Annotated in this window: 13 protein-coding genes; 1 reads left to right on the plus strand and 12 read right to left on the minus strand. The window is 72.6% G+C overall.

Annotated elements, in window-relative coordinates; all coding sequences use genetic code 11:
* The 12 genes from BEK98_RS41680 to BEK98_RS41735 all read right to left on the minus strand — a co-directional run.
* Nucleotides 1–970 (minus strand): sugar phosphate isomerase/epimerase family protein (locus BEK98_RS41680; RefSeq protein WP_244202208.1); only part of this gene is annotated, 970 nt, incomplete at its 3' end.
* Nucleotides 967–1173, minus strand: a complete 207-nt coding sequence (locus tag BEK98_RS41685; RefSeq protein ID WP_143684231.1) for a hypothetical protein — start codon at nt 1171–1173, stop codon at nt 967–969. The genes BEK98_RS41680 and BEK98_RS41685, both read right to left, overlap by 4 nt.
* A gap of 11 nt (nt 1174–1184) precedes the next feature.
* The gene (locus tag BEK98_RS41690) at nt 1185–2030 is read right to left on the minus strand and encodes an SCO3242 family prenyltransferase (RefSeq protein WP_094222023.1); all 846 of its coding nucleotides are present in this window, start codon (nt 2028–2030) and stop codon (nt 1185–1187) included.
* Nucleotides 2027–3151 (minus strand): inositol-3-phosphate synthase, encoded by a 1125-nt coding sequence (locus BEK98_RS41695; RefSeq protein ID WP_094222024.1) that lies wholly within the window; start codon nt 3149–3151, stop codon nt 2027–2029. The genes BEK98_RS41690 and BEK98_RS41695 overlap by 4 nt, the downstream gene beginning before the upstream one ends.
* Nucleotides 3152–3290: 139 nt before the next feature.
* A complete protein-coding gene (locus BEK98_RS41700) occupies nt 3291–5777 on the minus strand; it encodes a PQQ-dependent sugar dehydrogenase (protein WP_094222025.1) in 2487 nt (828 codons plus the stop codon).
* A gap of 97 nt (nt 5778–5874) precedes the next feature.
* A complete protein-coding gene (locus BEK98_RS41705; RefSeq protein WP_094222026.1) occupies nt 5875–6873 on the minus strand; it encodes a sugar phosphate isomerase/epimerase family protein in 999 nt (332 codons plus the stop codon).
* Nucleotides 6874–6885: 12 nt separating this feature from the next.
* Nucleotides 6886–8133 carry a Gfo/Idh/MocA family protein gene (locus BEK98_RS41710; protein ID WP_094222027.1) on the minus strand — a complete coding sequence of 416 codons (1248 nt, stop codon included), beginning with the start codon at nt 8131–8133 and terminating at the stop codon, nt 6886–6888.
* Nucleotides 8134–8284: 151 nt separating this feature from the next.
* Nucleotides 8285–9349 carry a substrate-binding domain-containing protein gene (locus BEK98_RS41715; protein WP_094222028.1) on the minus strand — a complete coding sequence of 355 codons (1065 nt, stop codon included), beginning with the start codon at nt 9347–9349 and terminating at the stop codon, nt 8285–8287.
* Between the two features lie 16 nt (nt 9350–9365).
* Nucleotides 9366–10385 (minus strand): ABC transporter permease, encoded by a 1020-nt coding sequence (locus BEK98_RS41720; RefSeq protein ID WP_094222029.1) that lies wholly within the window; start codon nt 10383–10385, stop codon nt 9366–9368.
* Nucleotides 10382–11899 carry a sugar ABC transporter ATP-binding protein gene (locus BEK98_RS41725; protein ID WP_094222030.1) on the minus strand — a complete coding sequence of 506 codons (1518 nt, stop codon included), beginning with the start codon at nt 11897–11899 and terminating at the stop codon, nt 10382–10384. Before BEK98_RS41725 ends, BEK98_RS41720 begins: the two co-directional genes overlap by 4 nt.
* Before the next feature lie 222 nt (nt 11900–12121).
* Complete coding sequence (locus BEK98_RS41730; RefSeq protein ID WP_094222031.1) at nt 12122–13303, minus strand: ROK family transcriptional regulator; 1182 nt, start codon at nt 13301–13303, stop codon at nt 12122–12124.
* 178 nt (nt 13304–13481) lie between these two features.
* Nucleotides 13482–14030: a HEAT repeat domain-containing protein gene (locus tag BEK98_RS41735; protein ID WP_094222218.1), complete on the minus strand. Its 549-nt coding sequence runs from the start codon at nt 14028–14030 to the stop codon at nt 13482–13484.
* Nucleotides 14031–14090: 60 nt separating this feature from the next.
* Between BEK98_RS41735 and BEK98_RS41740 the strand changes: the two genes are divergently transcribed.
* Nucleotides 14091–14741, plus strand: a complete 651-nt coding sequence (locus BEK98_RS41740) for a DedA family protein (protein ID WP_094222032.1) — start codon at nt 14091–14093, stop codon at nt 14739–14741.
* Nucleotides 14742–14747 lie beyond the last annotated feature (6 nt).

The raw sequence follows: 14747 nt of genomic DNA on the forward strand, positions 1-14747 counted from the left end.
CCCCGCCACTCCCACGCCGGTCCCCAACACGCCGAGACCTCCCTGCCGTTCCTCCGCCGCGCGGCGGCCACCGGCATCCCCGCCGCCGTGCCAGAAGAGAGCACCCCATGACCCAGCACCCCGCCGCGCGGCGGAGGAACGGCAGGGAGGTCTCGGCGTGTTGGGGACCGGCGTGGGAGTGGCGGGGCAGTTCCACGACCGTCAGTCCGCGGTAGCCCGTCGCGGCGAGGGCGGCGAGGACGGGCGGGAAGTCGATCTCGCCCTGCCCGAGCGGAAGGTGGTCGTGGACACCGCGCCGCATGTCCTCGATCTGGACGTGCCGCAGCCAGGGCGCGGCCAGGCGCACGCAGTCGGCGGGCGGGAGGGGTTCGAGGCACTGGCAGTGGCCGATGTCGAGGGTGAGTCCGAGGGCGGGCGGGTCACCGAGGAGGCGGCGCAGGTGGTGGAAGTCGGCGAGGGTGGCGAGGAGGTGGCCGGGCTCGGGTTCGACCGCGAGCGGGATGCCGGCGGTGGTGGCGGCGTCGAGCACGGGGGTGAGGGAGGCGGCGAGCCGCTGCCAGGCGGTGGCCGGGTCACTGGTGGGCGGAACGGTTCCGCTGAAGCAGTGCACGGCGTGGGCACCGAGGTCGGCGGCCACCCGCACGGCCCGCAGGAGCAGGTCCACCCGGCGGGCCCGCGCCTCGGGATCCGGGTCGAGCAGCGAGGGGCCGTGCTTGCGGCGCGGGTCGAGGACATAGCGGGCGCCGGTCTCGACCGTGACCTCGAGCCCCAGCTCGGCGAGGCGGCGCGCGGTCCGCCGGGTGCGGGCGGCGAGGTCGGGGGCGAGCGGGTCGAGGTGCATGTGGTCGAGGGTCAGGCCGACGCCGTCGTAGCCGAGGTCGGCGAGGAGGGCGAGGGCGTCGTCGAGGCGGAGGTCGGCGAGGCCGTTGGTGCCGTAGCCGAACCGGAGGTTCGTGGGCCGGGGGGTCATGTGATGCTCACCTGCCTGGCGATCTGCCGGGCCACTCGGGCGAGCGGGACGCGGGCGTTGGACAGGCCGTTGTCGGACCGGGCGTTGGCGAGGCCGTTGCCGGCGCGGGCATTGACCAGGACGTTTCCGACACGGGCGTAGGCGAGGCCGTTTCCGGCGCGGGCTGGGGCGCACTTGCCGGCGCAGCCGTGGCGGGGAGCCACGCCCTGAAGTGTCATGTGATGCTCACCCGCCTCCCGAACCGTCCGGCCAGTGCGGCGAGGGCCGCTGTGCCGAGTGCGGTGGCGGTGGCTCCGGTGCGGGCGGCGAGGGCGGCCTGCAGCGGGATGGTGGCGCGGATGCCGGCGCCCACGGCGCGCTGGGTGAGCGCCGGTGAGGGGTTGAGGGTGGCGTGGAGGTAGGGGCGGGCCGTCGTGGTGGCGTAGGTGAGGGCGAGGGCGGTGGTGAGGGGGGTGCGGGTCGGTAGCAGCCGGGCGAGGAGGGCCGTGCCCGCCAGTGCCGCGAGCGGGGCGATGGGGGAACCGTCGCGGGTCTCCTGGCGGGAGACGGCGGTGACGGCGAGGGTGTGGGTGCCGAGCAGCCCGGCCGAGGGCAGGGCCGGGCGGACGCGTCCGGCGGTGGCCGCCGCTCCGAGGAGCAGGTCGAGGCCGCGGGCGGCGGCCATCGCGCCCGGGCCGGCGGGCGTGCGCTTCAGGCCGAGGTCGTACGACCAGACGGTGGCCGCGAGCGGCACGGCGACCGCCAGCGCCGGGCGGCCCGCGCGACCGGCCAGGGCGAGGCCGGCGGCCGTGAGCGCGCAGGCCGCGGTGAGTGCGGCGCCGGGGCGGACCCGCCCTGAGGGGAGCGGGCGGTGGGGACGTTCTATGGCGTCCTCCGCGCGGTCGGCCCAGTCGTTGAGGGCCATTCCGGCCTCGTACAGGCACAGGGAGCTGCCGACGGCGAGCACGGTACGACGGTTCGGGCGGACGCGGACCGCGGCCGCTCCGGCGAGGGCGTCGCCGGGGACGGTGAACAGGGCGGGCAGGCGGAGGAGTTCGGCCCAGGCCTGATACCGGTTCACGCCCCCTCCCCCAACCGCCGGGCGAACCGCACCAGTTCGGCGTACTGCTCCGCCAGTGCCGACGGGGCTTCTCCCACGGGGTCCTTGAAGAAGAAGGCCAGTTCGGACAGGGGTCCGGCCAGGCCGGTCTCATGGGCGCGGGCGACCAGCCGGGCCAGGTCGAGGACCAGGGGTGCGGCCAGGGCCGAGTCGCAGCCCTGCCAGATGGTCTGCAGGATCATGCGGGTGCCGAGGAAGCCGTCGAAGGCGATGTGGTCCCAGGCGGTCTTCCAGTCGCCGAGCGCGGGCACGTCGTCGATGTGGACCTCGCCCTCCGGGGCGGATCCGAGGGTGTCGGCGAGGACGCGCTCCTTGCCGGCGTTCTTCGCGGCCGCGGCGGCCGGGTCGGCCAGACTGGCGCCGTCACCGCCGCCGAGGAGGTTGGTGCCGGACCAGGCGCGGACCGCCAGGGCACGCTGGGTGAACATCGGGCCCAGGACGGAACGCAGGAGAGTCTGGCCGGTCTTGCCGTCGCGGCCCGCGTACGGCAGCCCGCCGCCCGCGGCGAGCGGGGCGAGGTCCGGGTGGTGCAGGCCCGTCGAGGGGGTGAAGTTGACGTAGGGGCAGCCGGCGCGCAGGGCGGCGGCCGCGTAGAGGGAGCTGGGCGGGAGTCCGGGGCCGGTCGGGGCCGGTTCCGTGGAGGCGACGTTCACGACCACGGCTCGCTCCAGGCCGTGCCGTCGTACGAAGTCCTGGATGTCGGCGGCGAAGGCGGTGATCAGCTCGCCCTCGTCCCGGGTGTCGCCGGGGAGTGGGCCGCCGGGCCTGATCTCCCGGTCCGCTGCCGCGAGTTCGGCGGCTACGGCGGCCGGGAGGCCGGGGGGCAGCACGCCGCCCGCGGCCAGGTGCTCGGCGCGTTTGGGCAGGGGGCAGTCCGTGGTGTCGTGGCCGCCGAAGACCAGCGAGGCCAGGTCGGGCAGGCCGGCGTCGGCGAAGGCGGGCGTCTCGGTGACCAGGCCGGTCGGCGGGCGGAGGCCCGCGGTCACGGCGGCGCACCCCGCGACGACGGTGGTGGCGACCGAACCGCGGGCTCCGACGAGCCAGACGCCGACACGAGCAGGACGGGAGAGGGACGCGGACATGGGCTGCCTCCTTGTCCAGGGCATGAGCTTCCCGAGGGGAAGGGAGTGGTGACGGCGGGCGGGAGTCCGGCGTCTCCCGCCCGCCGCCGTTCAGCGGCCCTTGCCGGGCGGTTTTCCGATGCGGTGCTGGTCGACCACGTCAGCCGGTCGTGAAGGTGAAGTCGTCCAGGTCGTAGAGGGCGCCGCTGCCGCCCTTGAACACCAGGTAGAGCGTGGTGGTGCCGCGCGGTGCGCGGGACAGGCCGGCGGTGACGTCCTGGTAGGTCTCCCAGCCGCCGGTCACGGGCACGGTGGCCTTGCCGAGGAGGGTGCCGGTGGCCGAGCCGGCGCGGACCTCGAGGGTGCCGCCTGCGCCGCCGGAGGCGATGCGGGCGGTGATCTTCGTGGCGTTGTTGAGGACGTACGGGGTGAAGGCGATCCAGTCGCCGTTGTGGATGTCGCCGACGACCTTGCCGCCGTGGGCGGTGTCCCTGGCGGTCACCGTGATGCCGGAGCTGGTGCCGAAGTGCTCGGCCTGGCGGTGGCGGGGCTGCTGGACGTTCTGGTCGTGCGAGGTGAGCGGGGCCTGGCCGCCGCCTCCGCCGTCGGTGTACTCGGCGTCCATCACGCCGAAGATGTTGGCGTCCTCGTCGTGGCCGCCGTCGGCACTGGTCTGGATGGTGCCGGAACAGCCGTTGGCCGAGGTCATCGGGTGTCCGTGACTGTCATGACCGAGGACGAAGGTGACCTTGACCTTGGAGCAGTCGATCGTCCGGCCGTCCTCGGGGTCGGTGACGCTCACCTTGAACGGGATGGCGTCACCGAAGCTGAACAGCTGGCCGTCCTTGGGGGTGTCCAGGACGACCTTGGGTGCGGTGTTGCCGACGACGATCTGGACGCTGGCGCCGCCGGTGCGGCCCGAGGGGTCCTTGGCCGTGACGGTGGCGGTGTAGGTGCCGTTCTTCTTGTACCTGTGGGCGGGGTTGGCGGCCGTCGAGGTGCCGCCGTCGCCGAAGTCCCAGCTGTAGGTCAGCGCGTCGCCGTCCTGGTCGGTCGTGCCCGCGGAGGAGAACTGCACCTTCAGCGGGGCCTGCCCGGAGGTGCGGTCCGCGGCGGCCTGCGCCGACGGGGAGTGGCCGTCGGTCGCGTTCTCGATGCGGTACAGCGCCGAGTGCTCGTCGCCGCCGAACCAGGCGGTGCCGTAGTCGAGGACGTAGAGCGCGCCGTCGGGGCCGAAGGCCATGTCCATCACCTGGGTGCCGCTCCAGGGGATGTCGTTGATGGACTGCACCTTGCCGTCGGTGTCGCTGGTGATCCGCTTGATCCAGCGGCGGCCGAACTCACCGGCGAAGAAGTCGCCGTCGTACGCCTGCGGGAACTTCACGGGCGAGTCGAGAGTGGGGTCGTAGTGGTAGACCGGGCCGCCCATGGGCGACTCGGAGCCGTCGCCGAACTCCGGTACGGACGGGCCGTTGTACGGGATCCAGGCGGGCTGGGCCGGAGGCAGGTCCGTGAGGCCGGTGTTGTGCGGGGAGGTGTTCTTCGGGGCGTCGCAGTCGAAGGACGCGCCGGACGTCCTGGTCGCGAAGTCGTAGTCCACGTAGGCGTCGTTGGCGCCGCTGCAGTACGGCCAGCCGAAGTTGCCGGGCCCGGTCACCCGGGCGAACTCGACCTGGCCGGCGGGGCCGCGGGCCGGGTCGGCGGCGCCGGCGTCGGGGCCGTAGTCGCCGACGTAGAGGATGCCGGTCTTCTTGTCGACGCTGAACCGGAAGGGGTTGCGGAAGCCCATCGCATAGATCTCGGGGCGCGTCTTGTCCGTGCCGGGTGCGAAGAGGTTGCCGTCGGGGACGGAGTAGGAGCCGTCGGCGTTGACCTTGATGCGCAGGATCTTGCCGCGGAGGTCGTTGGTGTTGCCCGCCGAACGCTGGGCGTCGAAGGCCGGGTTGCGGTCGGCGCGCTCGTCGATGGGGGTGTAGCCGCCGGACTGGAAGGGGTTGGTGTCGTCGCCCGTCGACAGGTACAGGTTGCCGGCCGCGTCGAAGTCGATGTCGCCGCCGACGTGACAGCACAGGCCGCGGGAGGCCGGGACGTCGAGGATCTTCTTCTCGCTCGCCGTGTCGAGGGTGCCGTCGGTGTTCAGCACGAAGCGGGAGAGGCGGTTGACGCCGTCGAAGGGGGCGAAGTCGGCCGCGGTGCCGGTCTCGGGGGCGTCGCCGGCCGGGGTGTCCAACGGAGGGGCGTAGTAGAGGTAGATGGCGCGATTGCTGGCGAAGTCCGGGTCCACGCCAACGCCTTGGAGACCTTCCTCGTCGTGGGAGTAGACGTCGAGCTTGCCGATCAGCCGCGTGTTGCCCGCGGCGTCCGTCAGGCGCAGTTCGCCGTCGCGTGAGGTGTGCAGGACCGAGCGGTCGGGGAGGACGGCGAGCGACATGGGCTCGCCGACCTCCGCCTCCCCCTTGGCGAGGGTGACCTGCTGGAAGTCCTCGGCCGCCGCGGCCGGCTCGTGGTCGGCGACGGCTGCGCCGGCCTGAGGGGTGGTGAGGGTCAGGGTCGCGCCGGCGAGGAGGGCGCCGCTGAGCAGTGCGAGCGCCTTGCGCAGACGTGATCTGTGGGTCGCGGTCCTGGTGGTGCGGTCGTTCCCGGGCACGGATTGCCTCCAGAATGGGGCTGGTGGTACGGGCGGGTGCGAACGCCGGGATGCGCCGTCATCCCGGAGCGAGTGACAACTGACCTGCTGTCTGCGGTCAGTTGGAGAAGGCCGCGTCGAAGGAGGCCGACGGCGGCTCGAAGTCGTAGGCCTTGAGGCGGGTGAGGGCCTCGGGGGCGCCCTGGAGCCGGTCCATGCCGGCGTCCTCCCACTCCACGGAGATGGGGCCCCGGTAGTCGATGGAGCGCAGCATCCGGAAGACGTCTTCCCAGGGGACGTCGCCGTGTCCGGCGGAGACGAAGTCCCAGCCGCGGCGCGGGTCCCCCCAGGGCAGGTGGGAGCCCAGGCGGCCGTTGCGGCCGTCGAGGCGCCTGCGGGCCTCCTTGCAGTCCACGTGGTAGATGCGGTTGCGGAAGTCCCACAGGAAGCCGACGGGGTCGAGGTCCTGCCAGACGAAATGGGAGGGGTCGAAGTTCAGGCCGAAGGCCGGGCGGTGGCCGACCGCGTCGAGGGCGCGGTGGGTGGTCCAGTAGTCGTAGGCGATCTCGCTGGGGTGGACCTCGTGGGCGAACCGTACGCCCTCCGTGTCGAAGACGTCGAGAATCGGGTTCCAGCGCTCGGCGAAGTCCTCGTAGCCGCGCTCGATCATCGACTCGGGGGCGGGCGGGAACATCGCGACGAGATGCCAGATCGCGGAGCCGGTGAAGCCGACGACGGTGTCGACGTCGAAGGCGGCAGCGGCGCGGGCGGTGTCCTTCATGCGCTCGGCCGCACGCCGGCGCACCCCCTCGGGATCGCCGTCCGCCCACACCTCACCGGGCAGGATGGCCTGGTGGCGCTCGTCGATGATGGCGTCGCAGACGGCCTGGCCGACGAGGTGGTTGGAGATGGCCCAGCACTTCAGGCCGTAGCTGTCGAGGAGTTGGTGGCGCGATTTGACGTATCCGGGATCGGCGAGGGCCTTGTCGACCTCGAAGTGGTCTCCCCAGCAGGCGAGTTCGAGGCCGTCGTAGCCGAAGTCGCGGGCGAGCCGGCAGACCTCCTCCAGGGGCAGGTCGGCCCACTGGCCGGTGAACAGGGTGAACGGGCGCGGCATGGGCGGGCCTCCTCAGTCCCCGACGGGGGTGTAGACGGAGTTCTTCTCGGCGCTCTCCTCGACCGCGGCCAGGACCCGCTGGACCTGGAGTCCGTCGGCGAAGGAGGGTTGGGGGCGGCGGCCGTCGGCGATGGCGTGGACGAGGTCGCGGGCCTGGTGGACGAAGGTGTGCTCGTAGCCGAGTCCGTGCCCCGGCGGCCACCAGGCGTCCAGGTAGGGGTGGTCGGGTTCGGTGACGAGGATGCGGCGGAAGCCGGCCTCGGCGCCGGGTTCGGTGGCGTCGTGGAACCACAGCTCGTTGAGGCGTTCCAGGTCGAAGGCCAACGAGCCGCGCTCACCGTTGAGTTCGATGCGCAGGGCGTTCTTGCGCCCGGTGGCGTAGCGGGTCGCCTCGAAGGAGGCGAGGGCGCCGGAGGCGAACCGGCCGGTGAACAGGGCGGCGTCGTCCACGGTGACCGTGCCGGTGCCGGCCCGTGTGGCCGCTGTCCCCAGTCCGCTGGTGGCGCCGGTGGGCAGCGGCCGCTCCCGTACGAAGGTCTCGGTCAGCGCGGACACCCCGGCCAGCCGCTCCCCCGCCAGGTACTGGGCGAGGTCCACGATGTGCGCGCCGAGGTCGCCGAGCGAGCCGGAGCCCGCCAGCTCCTTGCGCAGCCGCCAGGTCAGCGGGAACTCCGGGTCCACGAGCCAGTCCTGGAGGTACGACACCCGGACGTGGCGCAGGGTGCCGAGCCGGCCGTCGGCGACCATGCGCCGGGCGAGCGCGGTGGCGGGCACCCGGCGGTAGTTGAAGCCGACCATCGCCACCTGGCCTCGAGAGTGGGCCTCTTCGGCCGCCCGGGTCATGGTCTCGGCCTCTTCGACCGTGTTGGCGAGGGGCTTCTCGCACAGGACGTGCTTGCCGGCGGCCAGGGCGGCGAGAGCGATCTCGGCATGGCTGTCTCCGGGGGTGCAGATGTCGACCAGGTCGACGTCGTCCCGGGCGATCAGCGCCCGCCAGTCGGTCTCGGCCGCCGCCCAGCCGTGGCGGTCGGCCGCAGCGCGTACGGCGGTGGCGTCGCGGCCGCAGATCACGGCCAGGACCGGCTGCCGGGGCAGGTCGAAGACCCGGCCCGCGGTGCGCCAGCCCTGGGAGTGGGCGGCACCCATGAAGGCGTACCCGATCATGCCGACGCGCAACGGAGTCCGTCCGGCCTCCGACACGGCTTCGGCCGCCGTGTACGGCCCCGGCTTCGGCTCCGCTGACTGCTGCGGCTGTTCCATGCGCTCGTCCTCCTCTTCGTCGTGGCGCGGTGGGGGGTGCGGGCGGTGCCCAGAGGTGTCCTATGGATCACGTCGGCGTCGCGGGGCCCGGCACGCACTCCCCCAAGGCACCGTTCGTTTCAGCCGACCTGATCCGGAGGACACCCCCTGGTCACCGGAAGCCGGTGGGCATGTACTGGTCGACGTTGTCCTTGTCCACGACGGCCGAGTAGAGGGTGATCGACGCGGGGATCTCGTACTCGGCGAGGCCGCCGACGCCCTTGCCCTGGCCGAGGGCGCGGGCGAGGTCGATCGCGGAGGCGGCCATGGTGGGCGGGTAGAGGACGGTGGCCTTCAGCACGCCGTTGTCCTGCTTGATGGCCTGGAAGGCGGAGAGCGCGCCGGCCCCGCCGACCATCAGGAAGTCGTCCCGTCCGGCCTGCTCGATGGCGCGCAGCGCGCCCACGCCCTGGTCGTCGTCGTGGTTCCACAGGGCGTCGAACTTGGGCTGGGCCTGCAGGAGCTGGGCCATCTTGGCCTGTCCGGACTCGACCGTGAACTCGGCCGCCTGGCGGGCCACCTTGCGGATGTTGGGGTAGTTCTTCAGGGCGTCGTCGAAGCCCTGGGTACGCTGCTTGGTCAGCTCCAGGTTGTCCAGGCCCGCCAGCTCGATCACCCGGGCGTTCGGCTTGTCCTTGAGCTTCTCGCCGATGTAGTGCCCGGCATTGAGGCCCATGCCGTAGTTGTCGCCGCCGATCCAGCAGCGGTACGCCTGCGCCGAGTTGAAGACGCGGTCGAGGTTGACGACCGGGATACCGGCACGCATCGCCTTCAGGCCGACCTGGGTGAGGGCCTTGCCGTCGGCGGGCAGCACGACCAGGACGTCGACCTTCTTGTTGATCAGGGTCTCGATCTGGCCGATCTGCTGGGCGGTGTCGTTGGAGCCCTCGGTGATCTCCAGGGTGACGTCGGAGTACTTCTTCGCCCGGTTCTCGGCGTTGTCGTTGATGGCGTTGAGCCAGCCGTGGTCGGCCTGGGGTCCGGCGAAGCCGATGGTGACGTGCTTGCCGGGCTTGTCGTCGGCGGCCGGCCGGGTGTCGGCGGCGGGGCTCTCGTCCTTGGTGTCGTTGCTGGTGCAAGCCGTGAGGAAGGCCCCGGCGGACACCGCTGCGGTCCCGAAGAGGAGTCCTCTGCGACTGGTGCGGCCGTTCGTGGCGCGGCTCGTGTGCTCTGGCATGGCGGTGAACCTTTCCTCAGGACGTTCTGGCGGTGCGGCGCTGGACCAGGACGGCGGCGACGATGATCGCGCCCTTGGCGATCTGCTGGACGTCGCTCTGCAGGTTGTTCAGGGCGAAGATGTTGGTGATCGTGGTGAAGATCAGGACGCCGAGCACGGAGCCGGTGATGGTGCCGCGGCCGCCGCTGAGCAGGGTGCCGCCGATGATCGCGGCGGCGATGGCGTCGAGTTCGTAGAGGTTGCCGTTGGTGTTCTGGCCGGAGCCGGAGAGCACGATCAGCAGGAAGGCGGCGATGCCGCAGCACAGTCCGGACAGCAGGTAGAGGTAGAGCCGCTGGCGGCGGACGTCGATGCCGGCGAGCCGGGCGGCCTCTGCGTTGCCGCCGACGGCGACCGTGCGGCGGCCGAAGGTGGTGCGGTTGAGCAGCAGCCAGCCGACGATCGTCACGATCGCGAACACCAGGACCAGGGGCGGGATACCCAGCACGTAGGAGTCGCGCTCGCCCAGCTTGAGGATGCCGTCGACGCCGACGATCTGGGTGCGGCCGTCGGTGATCTGGAGGGCGAGGCCGCGCGCCGAGGCCAGCATGGCGAGGGTGGCGATGAACGGGACCATCCCGCCGTAGGCGACGAGCAGCCCGTTGACCAGGCCGCAGCCGAGGCCGACGACCATCGCGGTGAAGAGGATCCCGGCGAAGCCGTACTCCTGGGTGGCGACCGTGGTGGCCCACACGGAGGCGAGGGCGACGATCGCGCCGACGGAGAGGTCGATGCCGCCGGAGGTGATGACGAAGGTCATGCCGACGGTGACCACGCCGATCACCGACGCCTGGGTCAGCACGAGTTGGAGGTTGCGGGTGTCCAGGAACTCGTCGGGCTTGGTGACACCGCCGATGACGACGAGTGCGGCGAGCACGCCGAGCAGCGACAGGGTACGGACGTCGGCGCGGGCCAGCAGGCCGCGCCAGGCGGGGGGTTGACCGGCCGAGGGTATCTTGTCGGCGGTGTCCCGGGGCGGGGAGACGGGCTGCGTCATGACGCCGGGCTTCCTTCCATGACGAGGTCGAGGACTCGGTGTTCGTCCAGCTCCCGGGCGGGTGCCGTGTGCACGACCCGGCCCTCGCGGAGCACCAGGACGCGGTCGGCGAGGCCGAGGACCTCGGGCACCTCGCTGGAGACGAGGAGCACGGCGAGGCCTTCGTCGGCCAACCTGCGGACGACCGCGTACAGTTCGGCGCGGGCGCCGACGTCGACGCCGCGGGTGGGTTCGTCCAGCAGCAGCACGCGGCAGCCGCGCAGCAGCCAGCGGGCGAGGACGGCTTTTTGCTGGTTGCCGCCGGACAGGGTGCGTACGGGAGCGTCCGGGTTGTCGGGCCGCAGCGACAGTTCGCGGGTCGCGGCCCGTGCGGCGCCCCGCTCGGCGCGGCGGTCGATCCAGCCGGCCCGGGAGAAGCGGGAGAGGGTGGAGACGGAGACGTTGCGGGTGACGGACTCCAGCATCAGCAGGGCCTGTGCCTTGCGCTCCTCGGGGGCGAGCCCGAGCCCGGCACGCACGGCCGCGCGCACACTGCCGGTCTTCAACGGCCGCCCGTCGACGAGGACTTGACCTGCGCTGGGCTTCCGCGCCCCGTAGACGGTCTCCAGGATCTCGGACCGCCCGGAGCCGACCAGCCCGGCGAGGCCGACGATCTCCCCCGGCCGTACGTCGAGGTCGAGCGGCGCGAACTCGCCGTCGCGGGCCAGTCCACGCACCCGGAGCACGGGCTCGCCGGCGGGCGGCACCGGGGGCCGCTCCGGGAAGACGTACTCGACGTTGCGGCCGGTCATCAGGGCGACCACGTCCCTGGTCGGGGTGGTCTTGGCGGGCAGTCCCCCCGCGACCGCCCGCCCGTCCTTGAGCACGGTCACCCGGTCGCCGATCCGCCGGATCTCCTCCAGGCGGTGCGAGATGTAGACGACGGCGACGCCCTCGGCGGTGAGGTCGCCGACGATCCGGAAGAGGTTGTCGACCTCGTCGGGGTCGAGCGCGGCGGACGGCTCGTCCATGACGATGAGGCGTACGTCGTGGGAGAGCGCCCGGGCCATCGAGACGATCTGCTGCTGCGCCGCCGACAACTCCCCGACCAGACGGGCCGGATCGATCTCCGGATGCCCGAGCCGATTGAGCAGCTGGGCGGTCGAGGAGCGCGCCGCCTTACCGCGTACGACGAACCCGGCGGCCGTCGGCTCATGGCCGAGGTGGACGTTCTCGGCCACCGACAGGTGCTCCACCAGGTCGAGTTCCTGGTAGATGGTGGCGATGCCGAGGCGCATGGCGGCGATCGGCGAGCGCAGGGCGACGGGTTCGCCGCGCCAGCGGATGGTGCCGCCGTCCGGCTGGTGGGCGCCGGCCAGGACCTTGATGAGGGTGGATTTCCCGGCGCCGTTCTGGCCGAGCAGGCAGTGCACTTCACCGGCCTGGACGTCGAGGTCGACGCCGTCCAGGGCGCGGACGCCGGGGAACGATTTGGTGATGTCGGACATGCTGAGCAGGGGTGGTTCGGGTGCCATGTGGGTTCCCCTCGGCGGACGTGCGGGCCGGTTTCAGGGCGTGCGGGACCTAGGGCGGGGCGCGGGGCCGGGCGCGGGCGTGCTTCAGGCAGGGCAGGGGTGTCGGCGCTGGGTACGGGGGTTCGCGCAGGGTTGGTGGGCTCGCGCGAGACTGCGGGCTCGCGTGTGTACACGAGTCAGTGGACGCTCTGAGGTCTGCTCGGACGAGTGGGTGGTAGTCGCTTACGCGGGTGAGAAGAGGTGGTCGCTGATCAGCCGGGCCGCGCCGATCACACCGGCGGTCTGGCCCAACTCCCCGAGGACGATCGGCAGGTTGCCGGTCGCCAGGGGCAGCGACTGGCGGTAGACCTGGGTGCGGATCGCGGCGAGCAGGGTGTGGCCGAGGCCGGTCACCCCGCCGCCGATCACCACCAGGCCGGGGTTGAAGAAGGAGACGAGTCCGGCGATGACCTGGCCGACACGGGTGCCGCCCTCGCGGATCAGGTCGAGCGCGGTGGCGTCGCCCGCGGCGGCCGCGGCGGCGACGTCGACGGCGGTGAGTGTGCCGTTCACCGCCAGCCGGGCCGCGAGTTCGGCGGACAGGCCCTGTTGGGCTGCCTGCACCGCGTCCCGGGCCAGGGCGGCGCCGCTGAAGTGGGCTTCCAGGCAGCCCCGGTTGCCGCAGGCGCAGGGGCGGCCGTCGGGCACGGCCTGGATGTGGCCGATGTCGCCCGCGCTGCCGGTGGTGCCGCGGTGGACGGTGCCGCCGGCGACGATGCCGCAGCCGATGCCGGTGCCGATCTTGACGCAGAGGAAGTCGGCGACGGTGCGGGCGACTCCGGCGTGCTGTTCCCCCATGGCCATGAGGTTCACGTCGTTGTCGACCATGACCGGGCAGCCGAGTTCCTGGCTGAGCGCCTCCCGCACGGGGAAGCCGTCCCAGCCCGGCATGATCGGCGGGGCGACCGGGACGCCCTCCGGGAACCGGACCGGTCCGGGGACGCCGATTCCTGATCCGTCGAAGCCCTCGGCGAGCCCGGTGGCCTTCAACTTTCCGGCCATGTCCAGGACTTGCTCGAAGACGGCGACGGGGCCCTCACGGACGTCCATCGGCTGGTTGAGGTGACCGAGGATCTCCAGCTCGGCATTGGTGACGGCGACGTCGACCGAGGTCGCGCCGATGTCGACGCCGAGGAAGCGGAGGCTCGGGTTGAGCCGAACGTTGTGGGAGCGGCGGCCGCCGCGCGATGCGGCGAGTCCGTCGGCCACCACCAGGCCCGTCTCCAGGAGCCGGTCCACCTCCACCGCCAGCTTGGACCGGGACAGGTCGACCTGGTCGCCCAGCTGGGCGCGGGAGTTGGGGCCGCCGTCCCGCAACAGCTTGAGCAGGCGGGCCTGGTGTGCGTTCGCCGGTCGTGCCGTCATGCGCCTCACGAGCCCCTCCCCGCCAGTATTCGGCCACCAGTGTCTGGCTTTCGTAGGGAACGTAGCAGTGGCTGCCGAGCCTGGGAAGAAGCCGTGCACGGATTCCCGCGAACTTTCTCCACTCGCAGGACAAAGGGCGATGGCCCGACCGACCTGGCCGACCCGCCGGCCCGGCGCGTCACCTGGGCAGGCGCGGGCGGGTCCGTTCGTGGACGGTGCCTCCGGGCAGGAACCAGCCCGCCTTCTCCCGGACGGCCGGGCTCGGGTCCTGGGCGTGCGACCTGTCCAGGGCGGCGAGTGCGCGGGCCTCGGTGTGCACGAACTTGCCCACGACTTCGGCGGCCATCGCCCGGACATGCGGATCGGGGTCGGCGGCCAGGCGCCGCAGCCCGGGACCGAGCACCTGGTCCGCGCCGGGCGCGCAGGTGTCGCCCTTGCACCGGTCGCGGGCCGGCGCGTGGAGCGCGGCGATCCTGACCCGGGCGTCGGCGTCGTCGGCCATGGCGATCAGCTGCCCCATGGACTCGCCGTCGACCAGATGGTCCAGGAGCCGGCAGCCGCCCGCGCGGACGGCCGGGTCCGGGTGGCCCAGACCGGCGCGGATGGCGTCCACCGCGGCGGAGTCGCGGCGCAGCAGCTCACGGTGGGCGGCCACGGCACGCTGCGGGTCGCCGAGGCAGGAGACGAGGGCGTCGTTGCCGGTGCCACCCCGTTGTCCGGGCGGCACGGCCGCGCCCACGTGACACTTGAGGGAGGCGACGACGAGCAGGGCCGGGAGGCGAGGGCGGTGATCGCGGTCAATCCGACCGACAGCGCCTCGCTGCTCGCTGCCTTCGGCGCCCTGAGTGTCCTGGTGGTGATCTTCGCCGAGTCGAGTCTGCTGGTCGTCGGTTTCTTCCTGCCGGGTGACACGCTGCTGTTCCCGGCCGGTGTGCTGTGCGCGGCAAGCGGTCAGCACGCGCCGCGGCTGGAGCTGTGGCAGGTGCTGCTGTGCGCGGCCGTCGGCGCCGTGGCGGGCGGCCAGGTGGGCTATCTGATCGGGCAGCACGGCGGGCGGCCCCTGCTGAAGCGCACCTCGCGGCGGCGGGTGCAGGAGAGTACGGGCCAGGCGGAACGGCTCCTGGCCCGCTACGGATACCGCAAGGCGCTGGTGATCGGCCGCTTCGTCCCGATGCTGCGCTCCGTCCTGCACCCGGCGGCCGGCGCGCTCGGCGTGCCCGTGCGGACGTTCACGATCTGGCAGACCGTGGGCGGCCTCCTCTGGTCCCAGAGCCTGGTACTCGCCGGGTACCTCCTCGGTTCCTCGGTGTCCCACGTCGACGACTACCTGCTGCCGCTGGTCGCGGTCATCGTCGTCGTCTCCCTGCTGCCCCTGTTGGCGGAGGCCCGCCGCGCGCGGCGCGAACGGCGGGACCGCTCCCGTCCGACCGGGAGTTGACCGTGG

The organism is Streptomyces diastatochromogenes, from assembly GCF_002242805.1.
Taxonomy (GTDB): domain Bacteria; phylum Actinomycetota; class Actinomycetes; order Streptomycetales; family Streptomycetaceae; genus Streptomyces; species Streptomyces diastatochromogenes.

What these genes read in the sequence shown, in the direction of transcription:
- BEK98_RS41730 (WP_094222031.1), bottom strand. Translation starts at nt 13,303, where the DNA reads ATGACGGCACGACCGGCGAACGCACACCAGGCCCGCCTGCTCAAGCTG.
- BEK98_RS41695 (WP_094222024.1), bottom strand. Translation starts at nt 3,151, where the DNA reads ATGTCCGCGTCCCTCTCCCGTCCTGCTCGTGTCGGCGTCTGGCTCGTC.
- BEK98_RS41715 (WP_094222028.1), bottom strand. Translation starts at nt 9,349, where the DNA reads ATGCCAGAGCACACGAGCCGCGCCACGAACGGCCGCACCAGTCGCAGA.
- BEK98_RS41710 (WP_094222027.1), bottom strand. Translation starts at nt 8,133, where the DNA reads ATGGAACAGCCGCAGCAGTCAGCGGAGCCGAAGCCGGGGCCGTACACG.
- BEK98_RS41720 (WP_094222029.1), bottom strand. Translation starts at nt 10,385, where the DNA reads ATGACGCAGCCCGTCTCCCCGCCCCGGGACACCGCCGACAAGATACCC.
- BEK98_RS41725 (WP_094222030.1), bottom strand. Translation starts at nt 11,899, where the DNA reads ATGGCACCCGAACCACCCCTGCTCAGCATGTCCGACATCACCAAATCG.
- BEK98_RS41705 (WP_094222026.1), bottom strand. Translation starts at nt 6,873, where the DNA reads ATGCCGCGCCCGTTCACCCTGTTCACCGGCCAGTGGGCCGACCTGCCC.